Here is a 16,970-nt window from a genome sequence, read left to right as displayed (position 1 = left end):
TTTTACCTCCCCCTCACCGCGCCCCACGGCCCGACCCGTTCAATCAGATCTTCGCGCGGCACGGGCCGGTCATCATCCATCGGCGCATCATGGCCGAACAGTGCCTTGCGCGTTCCCAACTTGTCCACTTGATATTCGCGGTAGAGAAAGTCGGCTACGTATGACTTCTTGGTTTCGCTCCACGTCGCATAGAGCTTGTAGAACAACTCCTTGTGACAGATGAACAACTGGCGCACGTCCTTGGGTGCCAACTCACTTAGAAGCATATTCACCAGATCGCGGTCCGCGTGGTTGCCCGCCCTCAGCGTATAGAAATACGCCGGGTGATCGCTGGTAATACGCGGCCATTTCCCGCCGTCCTCGGCCCATTTGAGCATCTCGGCCAGCCCGCGAAATTCCTCCGGCAGGTCGCTTGCATGACGCCGCGCCAGCGCGCGAATATCCGCCCGCGTCGCGCCCGCCAGATTCACACCCGCCTCCTGTGCGGCATCCACCACGATAAAATCCATCTTCTGGCGCAGGATCGCGGCGGCATCTATCCCGCGCACCTTTACAATCGGCTCGACCAGATCGTTGTATTCAAAGAACTTGGCAATCTGGTTCCGGTCTTTCAAATCAAACGTATACTTGATCGGCAGCTTGCCCAACTCATCCTTTTCGCCGCTCGAAATCACCGCCGGGTGATCCATCCCGCGAAACAGGTAAAGCCCGCCAAAATGCGCGGTCCAGAAATTCTCCTGCGAAAACTCCATATGCTTAAGCTGCAATGAATTGCGTGTCACATCGCCGGTTTTCTTGGCCATCCCGATCATTTCTGCGATCAGAACATCATCAAACCAGGCGTCCTCTTCCTCCTTGAAGCGGTCCACCATCTGACCCAGCTTTTTCGCCTGGCGCACGGTGCCTTCCGTGGTATCTGCTTCAACCACAACCTTGCGCAGATCAAACAGCCGCACCGGCTCCTCCACCGCATAGACCGAGTTTACCAACTCGCCGCCAACTGCATCGCGCGCGGTCAGCGCAAACAACTGCGCCTCATTCTCCTCGATAAACTGGCGCAAAATCCCCCGGCTGGTCGAAAACTTCGCATTCAGCAGCGGCGCGGTTTTCTGCTCGGTCGTCAACAGAATAAACTGCCGGTTCACCCCCGCCTGATTAAGATAGAGATGATCGCCTAGCTCCTGCCCGATCTCCGGGGAATACCCCGAGATATCAACATGAAAATCGCTCAAGGCCGTCCGCTTGCCGGTCAGATGCTCCAGCGCGCGATTATACCGCTCAATCAACGCAGGCGAGGCCACCTCAATGAGGTTGCCAAACATCAGACCCTTTTCAATGAGGCGTTTCATCCGTCATGCCCTTCGATCACAAAGCGATGCGCCCGGCCCGAGGGTGGGTGCACAATGCGCCCGCCCATGGGGGCGGGTCGGGCGCATCGCGGCGTTGCCGCAGGGAAGCTCCCTTTGAGGACGTTTCTAAGCGTCACCCCTTCCCCTCCAAATACCTTCTCTTCGCCTCTTCCTGACGCCCAAACTCGCGCACCATGTTCTCAATCGCCACCTCGTCGGACTTGTCGGCATAGCGGAACTCGCTATCCGCATAGCGGTTGATCTCCTGCACAACCATTTCGACCGTGATCGGCTTGCGCAGCTCCTCGATCATCCCCAATTTCTCTTCATACCCTTTGAACAAGAACAGATCCGGCTCTTCCATCCACTCGTCGGGCAGCTCGAAATCCATCGCCCGCACCTTCACGGCGTCGGTGATGTTCTTGATCGCGCGACCGGTAAAGCGTGCATCGGCCTCCTGAATTCCCTTCAGGTATGTGCCCAGCTTGGCAATCGTATCAAGCCGCCCGATATCCTTCTCAACCCGCTCATAAACCCGCACCAACCCCTCTTCATGCGGCTGATTGTGGCTCTCAAAGCTGCGCGCAACGGCTTTCTTGATCTCCTGCGCCGCATATAATTCATGCTGCCCAAGCGGAATATCATGATGCTTGCCCATCAACAGCGCGAGGATATCAATATAATCCTCCCGGCTCTTCGGCCCATCCACCAGGAACCGCGCCCCGGCACGCTGACGCAACGCATCGTCCACATTCTCCGGGTAATTCGAAAACATCCCAAAGGTGCAATTGCCCCGAACCACGGTATTTGCCCCGGCAAAACTCTCCATCAGAACGGCAGTAATCTCCAACTGGCCCGCCGAACTCTGCCGGTCCCCCCGCTTCCCGGCCAACTGATCGATATCGTCAATCGTGCCAAACCCGATCACGCTCGGGTCAATCACATTGTTGATAAACGCCTTGGCGTTCTGCGCCGATTTCCCCTGATAGCTGTCGATGCTCTCGGTGCTGAGGTTCTGATAGCGAAACGGATAGCCCGCCGTATCGCAATACCCCTTGATCAACCCCGCCATCATCTGGATCAGCGTGGTTTTCCCGGTGCCCGGCATCCCATCGCCCATGAAGGTAAAAATGAACCCGCCCAACTCGGCAAACGGGTTCAACCGTCGCTCAAAATCATACGCCATCAGCATCTTGGCAAGGCGCAGGGATTGATACTTGGCGATATGGTTGCCCACCACCTCATGCGGCTGCTTGAACGTCATGGTCAACGTGCTGCCCTTGGCCGCCCGCGCCGGTTGGAATCCACGAATGGCGAAATCATCCGCCTCCACCTTCCACGCCGCGCCCGCGAATGGCTCCAGCCGCCCGGCGCTTTGAGCGCGCAGGGCAACCTTCTCCATCAACTGCTCGGCAAACGCACAGACGCAGGCAATCAGCCGCGCATCATCCCCGGCCAACGCGGCAATGTCGCGGTCCAGCTCCCACAGCGCGCCATGCAAGGCCAACTGGCCATTGTCGGTCAAAACCTCTTCAACATCGCCCACCACCACGGAAACTTCCGTCATATGCGGCGTCAGCAGAAACGCCGTCGCGTTGCCAAACACATGCAGCGTGATCAGCGCCTCAGCGGTCAGAAGCTCGGAAAACTCATTCTTGCGATCCGGCGGCAAAGCTCCTTCCAGGTTCGCGCGCTTCAAATCGCTCAAACCCGTCGCATCGCCATAATTCTCGGCCACCGCCTGCGCTATTGCCACGGCGCGGCGCAGCCCCGCCATCACGCTCGCCTGCGTCGGCGACACCAACGGATCATCACCATCCGCCGCCTCGATCCGCGCCAGCAATTGCACCCCTTCGGGGCGCGCCGTGCTGCGTGTCACCAACCCCGGCGTCGTGGTCCGAAACCGCCGCCTTGTGCCAATCCCGGCCGAACGTTCCTCTTTGGGCGCATCATGCCCCTTGGCAATCCGCGGCGTGTGGTCGAACCCCTCCAGCATCGCGGCAGCAGCGTCATAATGCTTGCGGATATCTTCTTCCCGCAGCTCCATCAAATCACTTGTCCGGCTCATATCTTATACAATTCCATTCTTCATCTTGCCAAAAATATCCGCGCCGCAGGCATCCGAATTTTCATCGAAAATTCGCTACCGATAGCTCAAAACCCGCCCCTGCGGGCTGACAACAAACTTGCGCACACTTGAAAATCCCGGCGGCTGCTTTTCTTCCAACACCTGATAAGGACGCTGCGGCAGGATGATCGCCCGTTCGGTGCGTGTCGCCCCGGTATCCACGCCGCGCCCCGAAAACGGATCAAGCGCAAAAATCTGGCGCTCCACCGTCGAAAACCACCCTGAACGCACTTCGGTAACGCGTTCGCTCTCCAATTCCTCAAGCGTCCAGGCCAGCGCCCAATCCTGCCCCTCGGGCGCGCGCGCATCGCGCAACACCTCGCGCAGCGGCCCATTCTGCAAGGTATATGCATTCGAATACATCGGCCCGACATGAAACCGGCGCAGTCGTTTGGGATGCAGATCGTCAAAATCCTCATCAAACCCGCGCGCAATCGTGACCAGCTTCAGCCCATCCACCGATTGCGCCATCAGATGCGCCTGCACCTCGGGCCAGCGCCGCTCATCCAGCGGCAGCGCAGTGCGCCCGGTATCCTCCACCTCCATCAGGTAAATCGTCGGCAGGTTCACCTGGCTGTCATAAACCGCCCAATGGATCATATAACGCGTGCGCGGACTCTCGCCGCTGATCCATTGCACCTGCGGATCATTCCTCGCCCAGAACAAATCACCCTTGGCCAGTTCTTCGTAATAGAGCCGCTGAGACAGCGCATATTGCAGCTTGGTCGGCAATTCCCGCTCGCCCAGAATCAAACGCACCATCTGTTCCTTGAGCGCCGCAACCCCCGGCATGTTCTCCAAATGCCGCGCCGCCTGCGCCGCGTCATTGGCCATCACCAACAACTCGTTGAACACCGGAAACCCGCTCTCGATCCGGTCCATTTCCAGCGCGCCAAAAAAACGCCCCGTGTCGCGCCCGACCAGCAGATATTTCATGCTCAGCGCTTTGAAGGTATAACCGATGGCGACGACATAACGCGTCATCACCTCGACCTCGCGCTTGCTCAATTGCCCCTCGGCCTGCATCTGCCCGGCCACCCGCGCCAGATGTCCGGTGATCGTCTCGAACTTCTTGAAATACCGACGCGACGCAAAGGTATCTTTCAGCCCGATATGATCCTGATCCAGCGTAATATCATCGCGGCGGTCGGTGATATCCATCATGGCGCAATCCTTGCACCGCTCGCCAAAGCGGCTGTTTCACGCCCGAGAACACACGGGCGTGGCCCTTTGCTGTCTTCTCCCATCACGCCCCGTAAAGGTTCTTGTCGTGTTTCTCGACGATCTCGGCAAAGCGGCGGGCAAAGCGTTCATCCGCCTTGGCCTTCTGCTCCAACACTTCGCGCGCAAAGACCATATGCCCCTCATGCGCTTCCATCATGTCGGCCATCCGCTGGTTGGTCGCCGTGCCGATGGCTGCCATGCTGGCTTGTGCTTCCTTGTCGGTCTGCACGCCAATTTCGTTGATCCGGTGTGCCACATCCTGCTGCTGCGCCGTCTTCAATGATTTGGTCAAAGCATCATACAAAACAACCCGCTGCTTGGTGTCCGTCTGCAACTTGTTGATCAAAACCATCTGTGTCGCCGCCTGATTTTGCAAGCTGTCAATCCAGGTCTTACCCTTCTCGATATACCGCTCAAGCGTCTGGCTTTTGGCCAGCTTGACCTGCTCGTCCTGCACCAACTCGTTATAGCGGCTGTTCAACCCGGCCAGCTCGGTTTCCAGCTTGGTGCGCGCCGCGGCGTCCTGCTCAACCGAAATCTTGTTCTCCAATTCGATGATCTTGGGGTCCATCGCCAAAATCTCGGCCCGCACGCTTTCCAACGCCCCCACCGTCATCTCACGCTCGTCCAGCGTCTCACCAAGGTTGGCCTCGACCTGCGTCTTTTGCGTGCTCAACACATCAAGCTGGTTTTGCAAAAGCCGGGTAATCACGTCAGATTTCGAAATCAAATCCTGCAGCTTGTCGTCAATCGACGCACCGCGCATGCGTTCTTCACGCAATGAATCCGCCTTGGCCTTCGAGAAGATGCCAACGAAAGACTCCCAGCCCGTCTTGGTGCGCATCTCGTCGAAATCACGCGAGAACGCCGAAGTTACATCATCCAGGCCCATGATCAGCTCGGCAATGTTGGCGTTCATCAAATCGGTATGGGCATGCACGTCCTCAAGCGTGGCATTTTCAATGTCGATGGCAATGTCATCGCCGGTCTTCATCTTTTGGCGCGCAGTCTCGATCCGACTGGTCAACTCCGAGATCTTGGCTTGCGCCTCGGCCACCTGTTTTTGCGATTCCACAACCTGGGCTTCAAAATTCGCCATGCAATACTCCCTTTCAAATAATACGCTGAGGCAGATATGGGGAGTGTTAATCCGATTTACATCTGCCGTTTTCTCACTTTGCGCAAAGTTTCGCAAACCCGACGCGTAAAGGGAAGGGGAAAGGCAAAGCTGGTCAACAAATCCATACCACGGCGCTGATTTTCTCCCCGACTCACTTCTCCATGCTACGCTGATCTTCTCAACAGGGACCAAAAAGGAGAAAATCCATGTGCGATATCTGCGTCATGAACGCCGTCAAAACCAAAATGCTCAACCGCCGCGACCTCTTCAAAGGTGCCGCCATGGCCGGGGCCGCCGCCGCCATTGGCACTGCGGTCAGTACTCCGGCCCGCGCCGCCTCCCATGGCGGCCCGGTCGATATGAGCCATACACATTCGGCCGAATTCCCGACCTATTTCGGCGAGTCGCAATATAGCGACGAGCAATTGTTCAATTTTGCCGAGCATGGCTTCAACCTCAAGCAATTCACCGTCAACGAACACACCGGCACCCATGTCGACGCGCCGCTACACTTTTCTGCCGATGGTCATTCGGTCGATGAAATCCCGATCAATCAACTGGTCGCGCCGCTCTGCGTGATCGACATCGCCGCGCGCGCCGCCGACAATGCCGATGCCCAGGTCACACCGGATGACATCAAGGCATGGGTCAGCGCCAACGGCGAGATCCCGGCCAATGCCTGCGTGGCGATGCATTCCGGCTGGGGCCCCAAGGTCGATACCGATGCGTTCCGCGGTTTTGACGGCGAGGCGATGCACTTTCCCGGCTTTCATGTCGATGCGGTCAAGCTGCTGATGGAAGAAACCGGCGCGATGTCGATCGCGGTTGATACGCTCTCGCTCGATTTCGGGCCGTCGCCCGATTTCGCCACCCATTACGCATGGCTGCCGACCGGGCGTTTCGGGATCGAATGCATCGCCAATCTCGACAAGGTTCCGGCCTCTGGCGCAACGCTGGTGATCGGTGCACCCAAGCACAAGGGCGGCACCGGCGGCCCGGCCCGGCTTATCGCCTTGATGTAAACTCATCCCCGGCCTGCACGAGTGACGCAGGCCGGGTGTTTACCACCGTTTAACTCAAGATTAACGCTGCCGGACGCTCACCCCCGGCAGCCGCGAGTCAGCCAAGATGGCAGCCGCATGTCACCCCCCTGATTTTTGCGAAAAAGGTTAACGGTTAACCCACCGACCTATGCCGTTTGCGCAAGCGTTTCCCTAAAGCGTTTCGAGATAAGCTTTAATCACAAGCGTTCTCGAAACGCCCACCTGATCAATAGGTTTCACGCGTTTCGCCATATTGTTGTGATCCAACAATAGGTCGAAACGCTTTAATTCATCCAACCACGTTGAACGCAGGACCATAGGGATAGCCGGTGATATTTTCGTTGCCATCGTCCTTGATGATCAAAATATCATGCTCGCGATACCCCCCGGCGCCGGGATTACCTTCACCAATGGTCAACATCGGTTCCATCGAAATCACCATGCCCGGTTGCAGAATCGTGTCGATATCCTCGCGCAGCTCCAACCCTGCCTCGCGCCCATAATAGTGGCTCAGAACACCAAACGAGTGACCGTAACCAAACGTGCGATATTGCAGCAAATCACGCTCTTCGAAGAACCTGTTGATCGCAAAAGTCACTTCCGCACAACTCACGCCGGGCTGCAACAGACCCATACCAAACTCATGTGCCGCGACATTGGCTTCCCAGATTTTCAGGCTGGCGTCATCCACCTCGCCGACAAACATCGTGCGTTCCAGCGCGGTGTAATACCCTGAAATCATTGGAAACGTGTTGAGGCTCAAGATATCGCCGCGCTGCAAAACCCGCCCCGTCACAGGGTTGTGTGCCCCATCCGTGTTGATCCCCGATTGGAACCAGACCCAGGTATCGCGATACTCGGCATCCGGAAAGCTCTTGGCAATCTCAAGCTCCATCGCATCCCGGCCCGCCATCGCCACATCGATCTCGCGAACCCCTTCCTTGACGGCGTCGCGGATCGCATAGCCGCCCACATCGGCCACCCGTGCACCTTCGCGGATCAACGCAATCTCGGCCTTTGATTTCATCAACCTCTGGCGCATCGCCGCCGGAGCAATATCCACCATGGTCACGGGTTTCAGAAAATCTTCCAACTTGTCGCGCATCGCCAGCGTCAGGTGGTCCGCCTCATAGCCGATCACCTTGTTTTCACCGCTCACCGAGCGAATTGCGCGCCAGTAATTGTCGCGCTGCCAATCGGTATAGGTGATGTTGTCACCATAGGACCGCCGCCAAGGCTGCCCCGCATCAATCCCCGCCGAAATGGTCACACATTCCGTTTCGGTCACGACCAACGCATAGGGCCGTCCAAAGCTGCAATAGGTGAAGCCCGAGTAATACGAGATGCAATGCATCGAGGTGAACACCGCCACCGCGACCCCCATTTCGTCCATGCTCTGACGCAACAGCTTGATGCGCCCAGCATATTCGACTTCAGAGAATTGCAGCTTGGCCTTTTCGCCATTATGAAAACGATACATTTCAGGACGTGCAGTCATCATGACCTCCTCAATCAAAAGAAGATCCCGGCGTTCAGGACTGTTGAAAACGGCCACGATCATGGGCGACGCCATCGCCCTTGGCCTCGGCCTCTCTTGCCGATCTCGTGCGATCTGGCAAGATGGTTTTAATGCAAACAGGGGAAATTAATCATGTCAGCTAGGCCAGGTGTCCGAAACCTCATAACAGACGTCCCCGGATTAACCGTTGGAAACGCCTCCGACGCCACGATCAAGACCGGATGCACCGTTCTCTTGGGTAACGAACCATTTACCTGCGGCGTCCACGTCATGGGCGGCGCGCCGGGAACGCGCGAAACCGACCTCCTCGCGCCCGACAAAACGGTCGAACAGGTCGATGCCCTTGTCCTCTCCGGCGGCTCGGCTTTCGGACTCGACGCCCCCTCTGGCGTGGCCGACGCCCTGCGCGCCATGGGTCGCGGCTTCGCTGTTGGCGATCAAAACGTGCCCATCGTACCTGCTGCAATCCTCTTCGATCTGATCAACGGCGGCGATAAAAACTGGGCTGAAAACCCCTATAAATCCCTCGGAAAACAGGCGCTTGAAGCCGCCGGCACCGATTTCGCTCTCGGCTCTCAGGGCGCCGGAACAGGCGCCACTACGGCGGGCCTCAAAGGCGGTCTCGGCTCTGCCTCGATCGTCTTGCCCTCAGGCCACACCGTCGGCGCCCTCGTCGCGGTCAACGCCCTCGGCTCGGCGACCGTCACCAACAGCCCGCATTTCTGGGCCGCCCCCTTTGAGGTTGACGACGAATTCGGTGGCCTCGGCCCCGCAGCAACCTACCCCGATTCGCACACCCCCCCGACCAAGCTCAGCCTGCATGCCAACACCACCATCGGTATCATCGCCACCGATGCCGCGCTGACACAGGCACAATGCACCCGCCTCGCCACCGCCGCCCACGACGGCTTCGCCCGCGCGCTTTTCCCGTCTCACACCCCAATGGACGGCGACGCGATCTTCGCCGCCGCCACCGCCACCAAACCCTTGCAAGACCCTATCGCCGACACGCTCTATCTCGGCCATGCCGCCGCAACGGTGATGGCCCGCGCCATCGCCCGCGCCGTCTTCGCCGCCACCCCTGCCGAAGGCGATATCATGCCCTGCTGGTCATCCCTCTGACCCTTTCATCTTGCCTGAAATATCCCGGGGAGCGCGAGGGGCTGGCCCCTCGCCCCCCTATCCAATCAGAACGTCAACCAAATCACTATCCGCAACTTCCAGCGATTCAATCACATCGAAATGATGCCGCCCCTCGGCAATCACGCACCCGCAATCCCACGCCTCAGAGAGCCACCGCGCCTGATCCAGAAACGCAGGCCGCTCATCTCCCCCCACCCAAACCGTCACAGGCACATCCAACCGATCACGCATCAAAACCGGGCTTTCTGCCTCTGCTTCCGCCGCATCAAGACGTAGATCAGCCGCCATTGAGGTCTTGAGCAATGGCCGCAAATCCGCCACGGGCGAAATCGGAACCACCTTTTGCAACCTTGCTGCCACCTCCGGATCCAGCCGCCCTGGCTCCAGAATCCGCGCCACCAAATGCCCTCCTGCCGAATGCCCGCTCAAAACGATCGGCCCGTCGACCATCGCCGCGCTCACCTGCACCGCACTGGTGATCTGATCGGTTATCTCGGCAATCCGAACCGCCGGACAAAGATCATAAGATGGCAGCACCACAGCCCAGCCCCGCGCCTGCGCCCCCGCTGCCAGATGGGTCCAATACGAACGGTCGAAGTTCAGCCAATAACCGCCATGCACAAAGACAACCAGGCCCTGCGGGCGTCCTTCTGGCAATACCAGATCAAACCGCGCCCGCCCGCTCGTGCCATAAGGCAACCCGGGGCGAAACCGATCCGCCGCGCCCTGCACAAATGCAAAACTCCGTGCCGCTTCCAGCCACATCCCCGGAAAGGCTTCACCCCCCGGAATATAGGCCGCGTTGGCATAGGCATCATCCAGTTCCATGGCGCTTTTCTCCCGTTCTGGCCCTAGACAATCCTATCCTCGGGTGGTTTCCCTTGGCGAGTAAATTCAGGACAACTCACCGACAAAGCGGAGGTTCGCCATGCTTGATACCACCACCAATCTCAAATCGCTTCTCAATGATCCCACATTGCTGTGCGAGAAGGCCTATGTCGCTGGCACTTGGGTCGAGGGCAAAGACGGCGCAACCTTCCCTGTGACCAATCCGGCCCGCGGCGACGTGATCGCCAACGTCGCCGATCTTTCCCGTGCACAGGTGGCCGACGCAATCGCCAAGGCAGAAGCGGCGCAAAAGGATTGGGCCAAATGGACCGGAAAAGAGCGCGCTATCGTGCTGCGCCGCTGGTTCGACCTGATGATGCAGCACCAGGAAGATCTGGCCAAGATTCTCACTGCCGAAATGGGCAAACCTTTGACCGAAGCCCGTGGCGAAATCGCCTATGGTGCGTCATTCATCGAATTCTTCGCCGAAGAGGCCAAGCGCAACTATGGCGACATGATCCCCGGCCATCAGCGTGACAAACGGATCATGGTCATCAAGCAACCCATCGGCGTTGTCGCCTCGATCACACCATGGAATTTTCCCAACGCGATGATCACCCGCAAGGTCGGCCCGGCGCTGGCCGCAGGCTGTGCCGTAGTTGCGCGCCCAGCCAAGGAAACACCGCTCTCGGCACTGGTTCTGGGCGAGTTGGCCACGCGTGCAGGCCTCCCCGATGGCGTGCTTTCCATCGTCACCTCGTCCAGCGCCTCCGAGATCGGCAAAGAGTTCTGCGAGAACCCAACCATCCGCAAACTCACCTTTACCGGCTCGACCGAAGTCGGCCGCATCCTTTTGCGTCAAGCCGCCGACCAGGTGCTGAAATGCTCAATGGAGTTGGGCGGCAACGCGCCTTTCATCGTATTTGACGACGCCGATATCGACGCCGCCATCGATGGTGCAATCATGTGCAAATTCCGCAACAACGGTCAAACCTGCGTCTGCGCCAATCGCATCTACGTGCAATCCGGCGTATACGATGAATTCGCCGAGAAACTGGCAGCAAAACTGGCCCAAATGAAAGTCGGAGACGGACTTGAAGACGACACCGCCTTTGGCCCGCTGATCAATGCCGACGCCGTCGAAAAGGTGCGCGAACACATCCAAGACGCCACATCAAAAGGCGCCGAAGTGGTCTTTGGCGGTAGCCAGCACAATCTCGGTGGCACCTTCTTTCAACCCACCATCGTCAAGGGCGTGACCCAAGACATGCAGGTCGCACAAGACGAAACCTTTGGCCCCATGGCGCCCCTCTTCAAATTCGAAGACGAAGACGAAGTCATCGCCATGGCAAACGACACGATCTTCGGCTTGGCCAGCTATTTCTACGCCAAGGATCTCAGCCGCGTTTACAAGGTCGCCGAGGCGCTGGAATATGGCATCGTCGGGGTAAACACTGGCATCATCTCGACCGAAGTTGCCCCCTTTGGTGGCGTCAAGCAATCCGGCTTGGGCCGCGAAGGCAGCCACTATGGCCTCGATGAATTCTGCGAACTGAAATACGTCTGCCTGTCGGTGTAAAAGTCGTCTTTTTGGCCCCGGCTCTGCGCCGGGGCCAAAAATATTTGCATCGCGCCCAAGGATTGACGAATGCCGCGCGTCATATCAATTGTGATGCGTATGGGAACAAGCGATGAAAGTCTGGCATTTGCGGCCGCCGCTGGCGATGCCGCCGCTTTCACGTCCTTGATCGAGCGGCATTACGACGGGTTATTCCGTCTCGCCTTTCGCCTCACCGGCGCACGCGCCGAGGCTGAAGACCTGACCCAGGATATTTGCGCCGCGCTGCCCGCGAAACTGAGCAACTTCAAGGGCAACGCCAGATTCACCACCTGGCTCTGGCGTGTGGTTGTGAACGCGTCCCATGATCGCCGCCGCCGCGCCGCCACCCATGCGCGCCACGCGGACGGTTGGGGCAGTTGGGAGCTCAATCGCCGCGCCGCCAATACCGAGGCCGCCGAGGCCGCGGACTGGCTGGCGCAGGCGATGCGAGCCCTGCCCGATGATCTGCGCGACACGCTGGCGCTGGTGCTTGATGAGCGCACCCACGCCGAGACTGCGCAAATCCTCGGCGTCTCCGAAGGCACCATCAGCTGGCGCATATCGCAAGCCAAGACACACCTGCGCACCCTGCGCATGAGCGAGGATCAGTCATGACCGACGATCTTGAAGATCTGAAACGCCTTTTGAACGAGGCCACGCCGCCCCCTGACCCGGCGAAAAAGGCCGAACATCTGGCGTTGGCGCAAAAAAATTTCGCGCGTTTCCAAGAATCTGCAAACCGCACGCGTCCTACTTCTGAACGCCCTGCAACGGGGCTTTTCAGAGGAGTGACCCGTATGTTTGCCAATCTTACCACCCGTGGCGCCCTTACCGCGACCACAGCGCTAGTCGCGCTCGGCCTCGTGATCGCCTTGCCGCAGATGACCAACCGCCCCCTTCCCGACCTGTTGGGCACGTCCGAAGGCACAACCACACCGAAACCGGTCGCAACGCCCCTGCGCGACGAAAGGGAAGCGAAATCCGATGCCGAGCCCGCCCCGCCGTTGCCCAAACCGGTCGAAGAGCGCGAGACGTTGGCCGATGCTCCGCTGAGCGCCGCACCCGACGGCGAAGGCGCCGCAATCGGTCGACTTGCGTCAAAGCCGACATCCACGCGTCAGCTTGAACGCAACGCGCAAAGCGCGCAGAACAATGGCTACACCAACGACTACATCCAGCAGCCCTATCCCTCCGGCGCCATCGCGCCCGCCCCGAGCGATCAAGTTGCGCCACCGCTTGAAGCAAACACCGAAGCCTTCCCCGAGGCCGACCAGAACCCGCTAAAGATCACTGCCGAAAACCCGGTCTCTACCTTTTCGATCGATGTCGACACCGCTTCCTATGCCGTGGTGCGATCATCGATCATGGCCGGGCATCTCCCCCCACATGAGGCCGTGCGTATCGAGGAAATGATCAACTATTTCCCCTACGACTATCCTGCACCCGGCGCCGGTGAAGCGCCGTTCAAACCCACCGTCACGGTGATGCCAACGCCTTGGAACCAAGGCACCGAGTTGGTCCATATCGCCATTCAGGGCCGCGCGGTCGCAACCGATAATCGTCCGCCGCTCAACCTGGTGTTCCTGATCGACACATCTGGCTCGATGGACCAAGCCAACAAGCTGCCGCTGTTGAAACAAAGCCTCGCGTTGATGCTGCCGCGTCTGAATGAAGCCGATCAGGTCTCCATCGTGACCTACGCGGGCAGCGCTGGGCAGGTCTTGGCCCCCACCCCGGCAAGCGAACACCAAACCATCCTCGCCGCGCTCGACAATCTGCGCGCAGGCGGCTCCACCGCCGGGCAAGCCGGGTTACAGCAGGCCTACGCCGTGGCCGAAGGCATGGCGCAGGATGGCGAAGTCACCCGTGTAATCCTTGCCACCGATGGCGACTTCAATGTCGGGCTGTCCAACCCTGACGCCTTGAAAAACTACATCGCCGAAGAACGTGACAGCGGCACCTACCTGTCAGTGATGGGCTTTGGCCGCGGCAATCTCGATGATGCCACGATGCAGGCACTGGCCCAGAACGGGAACGGCCATGCAAGCTATATCGACACGCTCAGCGAAGCGCAGAAAGTTCTGGTCGATCAGTTTGCAGGCGCGCTTTTCCCCATCGCCAACGATGTGAAGATCCAGGTCGAATTCAACCCGGCGCAAGTCTCGGAATACCGGCTGATCGGCTATGAAACCCGCGCCCTCAAGCGCGAGGACTTCAACAATGACAAAGTCGATGCCGGTGATATCGGCGCTGGCCATTCTGTCACGGCCATCTACGAGATTACGCCGACAGACTCGCCTGCCCGGCTCACCGATCCGCTGCGCTATGGCACCACCACCGCCGAGGGCATCGCCAAACCCTCTGCCGAGCTTGGCTTCCTGAAACTGCGCTACAAGGCGCCGGGCACCTCGTCCAGTCAGCTAATTGAAACGCCAATCCTTCCAGGCGCGAGGCAGGCTACGGACGATATGCGCTTTGCAACGACCATCGCTGGCTTTGGTCAGCTTCTGCAAGATAGCGCCTACACCGGCGATTGGAGCTTTGACGACGCCATCGCCCTTGCCACCGCTTCTCGCGGAGATGATCCGTTCGGCTATCGCGCCGAAGCGGTTCGTCTGATGCGCCTGGCCGCAAGCCTCGCGCACTAGAATGGATGATTTTGGCCGCACGGCCGAGTTTCATACCCCGACATGAATAAAGGCCCCGGTGATCAATCCGGGGCCTCACTGCTTCTAGCCGCTGGTTCCGGGTCAACCCCGGAAACAGGCACTGCCTTAGTTGACGGCTTTTGCGTCGACCACGTCCTTGTCGACGTCGACGCTGTCGCTTTTGGCGATCTCGATCCGGCGCGGTTTCAACGCCTCGGGGATCTCTTTTACCAATTCGATATGCAGCATGCCATCGGCGTGGGCTGCACCTACCACGCGCACATGATCGGCCAGTTGAAAACGACGTTCGAACGCACGGGTCGCAATCCCGCGATGCAGGAAGGTGCGACCTTCCTCGGCGTCCTCAGCTTTGCGTGCCGAAACGATAAGCGCGCCGTCCTTCAGCTCGACCGATAGGTCAGACTCAGAGAATCCGGCGACCGCTATGGAAATGCGATAGGCATCATCGGCGGTCTTTTCGATGTTGTAGGGTGGATAGGTGGTTTGTGCCACTTCGCCGGATAACACCCGGTCGAACATGTCTGCAATTTGGTCAAAGCCGACAGTGGCGCGGTAAAGCGGTGCAAAATCTAGGTTACGCATGGGTCATCCTCCATTGAGCGATAACAAGTTTTCGCCTTCCCATCTGGGACAGGCCTCTGGTTGCCGGGGCCCGAAAGGCGCCCCGATAGTCAGGATTTGGGATCATCGGAAGGTGATTTCAAGCCCTCAGGGTTTGACGAATTTCGCACCACTTGCGGCACTGTTCGATCCCCCCACCCGTATACGCCTCACAGGTGTGACAGCCGGGCGTATCGGCCCGAGCGTACGCAGGTCTCGTTTCAATTGCGCAACCACTTCGGGCAGTTCCATGCCATAGGCAATGGTCATGCCATCGCGCGATCCACCAGATGAAACCAAAGTAAGGATGCGCGCGCGCCGCCCGTCGGTTACGAAAACCGGCGCACCGCTCGACCCGAAGGTCACGTCGCAATTGAAGGCCATTATTCCGCTCTGACGCCCCAACAACCCGCAAACACGCTGCCAGGAAAGGGCAGAGTCACGTCCTCTGCCATAAGACACCACGCTCACACGTTGACCGGTCTTTGCCGGACCGTGCAAGGCAAACGGCGCTGCCGTTGCCGACGGTATTGGCTTCTCCAGCCGCAATAAAGCAGCATCAAACCGAATATTTTCAAAACTCATTCCCTTGGCGGGAACATAGTTTGAATGCGCCACAACTCTTGAAATTCTGCTTTCGGCAATCGCAGCACCCTCGCGCCAACCCGCACGAAAGGTCAGGCTTTCGGCGTCGCGCAATGTGCCTGTCGTTGGTTCAACAACACAATGCGCGGCCGTCAAAACAAGATCGGTCGCGATTAGAACGCCGGTGCAATATCCATCATCGCCAATCGCAACGCGCCCGACTGCTTCCCAGCCAAGTAACGCATCGCGCTGGTTGAGGCGGATCAAACTGCTGTTGTCTGCGATCGCCTGCACCGGCTGAAAAAGCAAAACCAGCGCCAGCGTCTTGATTGCCCACCGATTCATGGCTTGACGAACTTCGCGCCCGTATCCCCTCGCGCGCCCACGTTCAACCGCTTGGTTTTCGGGCGGCTCGCAGAGGTAAACATGCCATTGTTCGCTGCCAGTTCGGCCTTGAGCAAGGCCAGCGGCTCTTCAAGCTGGGTTCCCAAGGACACCCGCTCACCATCGACAACCGCCATGCCCGATACGACCGACACGATTCGCGGCGTTCCTGCTTCGTCGAATACAAACACCGGTGCGCCGCTCGATCCGAAGTCGACATCACAGGTCATTACCAGAACGCCCGTCTGCCAATCCTTGACCCAACACACCTCCTGCATCGACGGCGCCTCGGACCGGTTCCGCGCGTAAGACACGATGCCGATTTTGTCACCCTTGTGCGGCGGACTGTCCGTTTCGAACGGAACGACGCGAGTGTTGCGGATCGGATGATGCAACTCCAATAGCGCCACATCATTACCCACACGGACAGCATCAAGCCGAGCCGAATAAGAATATTCCGGGTGAACCACCGCGCGCTTTACCCAACGATAGGCCGAAGCTCGGCCATCTCGCCAACCCGCCAGAAATTCGATCTTTTCATGGTTAATACGCACACCGCTCTCTTTCTCAAACAGACAGTGTGCAGCAGTCAGTACAAGATTAGGTGCGATCAACGCGCCGGTGCAAAACCGTTTTCCGTCAATATCAAGCCGCCCAACCGCTTCCCAACCGCGATTGTCATCACCCGTCGCCAGCCTCTTCAACCGTGCGTCTTCAGCATCGGCAGTCGTCGCGATCGTGGCAAACAGGGCAATCAGAAACAGGCGCAGCATGGTCT

Annotated in this window: 14 protein-coding genes; 5 read left to right on the top strand and 9 right to left on the bottom strand. The window is 58.7% G+C overall.

Translation table 11 applies throughout. The annotated features are described in order from the left end of the window. Positions 1-2: 2 nt before the first annotated feature. From LZG00_12660 to LZG00_12645, 4 genes are all read right to left on the bottom strand, one after another. Positions 3-1,349: a hypothetical protein gene (locus tag LZG00_12660; GenBank protein MCF3594849.1), complete on the bottom strand. Its 1,347-nt coding sequence runs from the start codon at positions 1,347-1,349 to the stop codon at positions 3-5. Between the two features lie 133 nt (positions 1,350-1,482). Next, a complete protein-coding gene (locus tag LZG00_12655; GenBank protein MCF3594848.1) occupies positions 1,483-3,417 on the bottom strand; it encodes an ATP-binding protein in 1,935 nt (644 codons plus the stop codon). A gap of 75 nt (positions 3,418-3,492) precedes the next feature. Continuing rightward, positions 3,493-4,641 carry a hypothetical protein gene (locus LZG00_12650; protein ID MCF3594847.1) on the bottom strand — a complete coding sequence of 383 codons (1,149 nt, stop codon included), beginning with the start codon at positions 4,639-4,641 and terminating at the stop codon, positions 3,493-3,495. An 82-nt stretch (positions 4,642-4,723) separates the two neighbouring features. Beyond that, complete coding sequence (locus LZG00_12645) at positions 4,724-5,800, bottom strand: hypothetical protein (GenBank protein MCF3594846.1); 1,077 nt, start codon at positions 5,798-5,800, stop codon at positions 4,724-4,726. A 227-nt stretch (positions 5,801-6,027) separates the two neighbouring features. On the opposite strand from LZG00_12645, the gene LZG00_12640 reads away from it, so the two are divergent. Next, positions 6,028-6,843 (top strand): cyclase family protein, encoded by an 816-nt coding sequence (locus LZG00_12640; protein MCF3594845.1) that lies wholly within the window; start codon positions 6,028-6,030, stop codon positions 6,841-6,843. A gap of 310 nt (positions 6,844-7,153) precedes the next feature. Here LZG00_12640 and LZG00_12635 read toward each other — a convergent pair whose 3' ends face one another. After that, complete coding sequence (locus tag LZG00_12635; protein ID MCF3594844.1) at positions 7,154-8,362, bottom strand: aminopeptidase P family protein; 1,209 nt, start codon at positions 8,360-8,362, stop codon at positions 7,154-7,156. A 153-nt stretch (positions 8,363-8,515) separates the two neighbouring features. Here LZG00_12635 and LZG00_12630 point away from each other — a divergent pair, with 153 nt between their 5' ends. Continuing rightward, the gene (locus LZG00_12630; GenBank protein MCF3594843.1) at positions 8,516-9,505 is read left to right on the top strand and encodes a P1 family peptidase; all 990 of its coding nucleotides are present in this window, start codon (positions 8,516-8,518) and stop codon (positions 9,503-9,505) included. Positions 9,506-9,562: 57 nt separating this feature from the next. On the opposite strand, the gene LZG00_12625 is transcribed toward LZG00_12630, so the two are convergent. Then, positions 9,563-10,354 carry an alpha/beta hydrolase gene (locus LZG00_12625; GenBank protein ID MCF3594842.1) on the bottom strand — a complete coding sequence of 264 codons (792 nt, stop codon included), beginning with the start codon at positions 10,352-10,354 and terminating at the stop codon, positions 9,563-9,565. A gap of 100 nt (positions 10,355-10,454) precedes the next feature. On the opposite strand from LZG00_12625, the gene LZG00_12620 reads away from it, so the two are divergent. The 3 genes from LZG00_12620 to LZG00_12610 all read left to right on the top strand — a co-directional run bounded on the left by LZG00_12620 (position 10,455) and on the right by LZG00_12610 (position 14,602). Then, entirely contained in the window at positions 10,455-11,933 is a 1,479-nt protein-coding gene (locus LZG00_12620; GenBank protein MCF3594841.1) for an NAD-dependent succinate-semialdehyde dehydrogenase, read from the top strand. Positions 11,934-12,032: 99 nt separating this feature from the next. Beyond that, a complete protein-coding gene (locus LZG00_12615) occupies positions 12,033-12,569 on the top strand; it encodes a sigma-70 family RNA polymerase sigma factor (GenBank protein MCF3594840.1) in 537 nt (178 codons plus the stop codon). Further along, positions 12,566-14,602: a VWA domain-containing protein gene (locus LZG00_12610; protein ID MCF3594839.1), complete on the top strand. Its 2,037-nt coding sequence runs from the start codon at positions 12,566-12,568 to the stop codon at positions 14,600-14,602. Before LZG00_12615 ends, LZG00_12610 begins: the two co-directional genes overlap by 4 nt. A 126-nt stretch (positions 14,603-14,728) precedes the next feature. On the opposite strand, the gene LZG00_12605 is transcribed toward LZG00_12610, so the two are convergent. From LZG00_12605 to LZG00_12595, 3 genes are all read right to left on the bottom strand, one after another. Then, positions 14,729-15,205, bottom strand: coding sequence for an Hsp20 family protein (locus tag LZG00_12605; GenBank protein MCF3594838.1), 477 nt, complete (start codon positions 15,203-15,205; stop codon positions 14,729-14,731). A 126-nt stretch (positions 15,206-15,331) separates the two neighbouring features. Further along, complete coding sequence (locus LZG00_12600) at positions 15,332-16,153, bottom strand: trypsin-like peptidase domain-containing protein (GenBank protein ID MCF3594837.1); 822 nt, start codon at positions 16,151-16,153, stop codon at positions 15,332-15,334. Then, entirely contained in the window at positions 16,150-16,965 is an 816-nt protein-coding gene (locus LZG00_12595) for a trypsin-like serine protease (protein MCF3594836.1), read from the bottom strand. Before LZG00_12595 ends, LZG00_12600 begins: the two co-directional genes overlap by 4 nt. Between the last annotated feature and the right edge of the window lie 5 nt (positions 16,966-16,970).

The sequence above is a fragment of the Rhodobacteraceae bacterium LMO-JJ12 genome (genome assembly GCA_021555075.1).
Lineage (GTDB): Bacteria > Pseudomonadota > Alphaproteobacteria > Rhodobacterales > Rhodobacteraceae > JAKGBX01.
The sequence above is the reverse complement of the archived record's forward strand: the minus strand, read 5'-3'. Positions and strand labels throughout refer to the sequence as shown.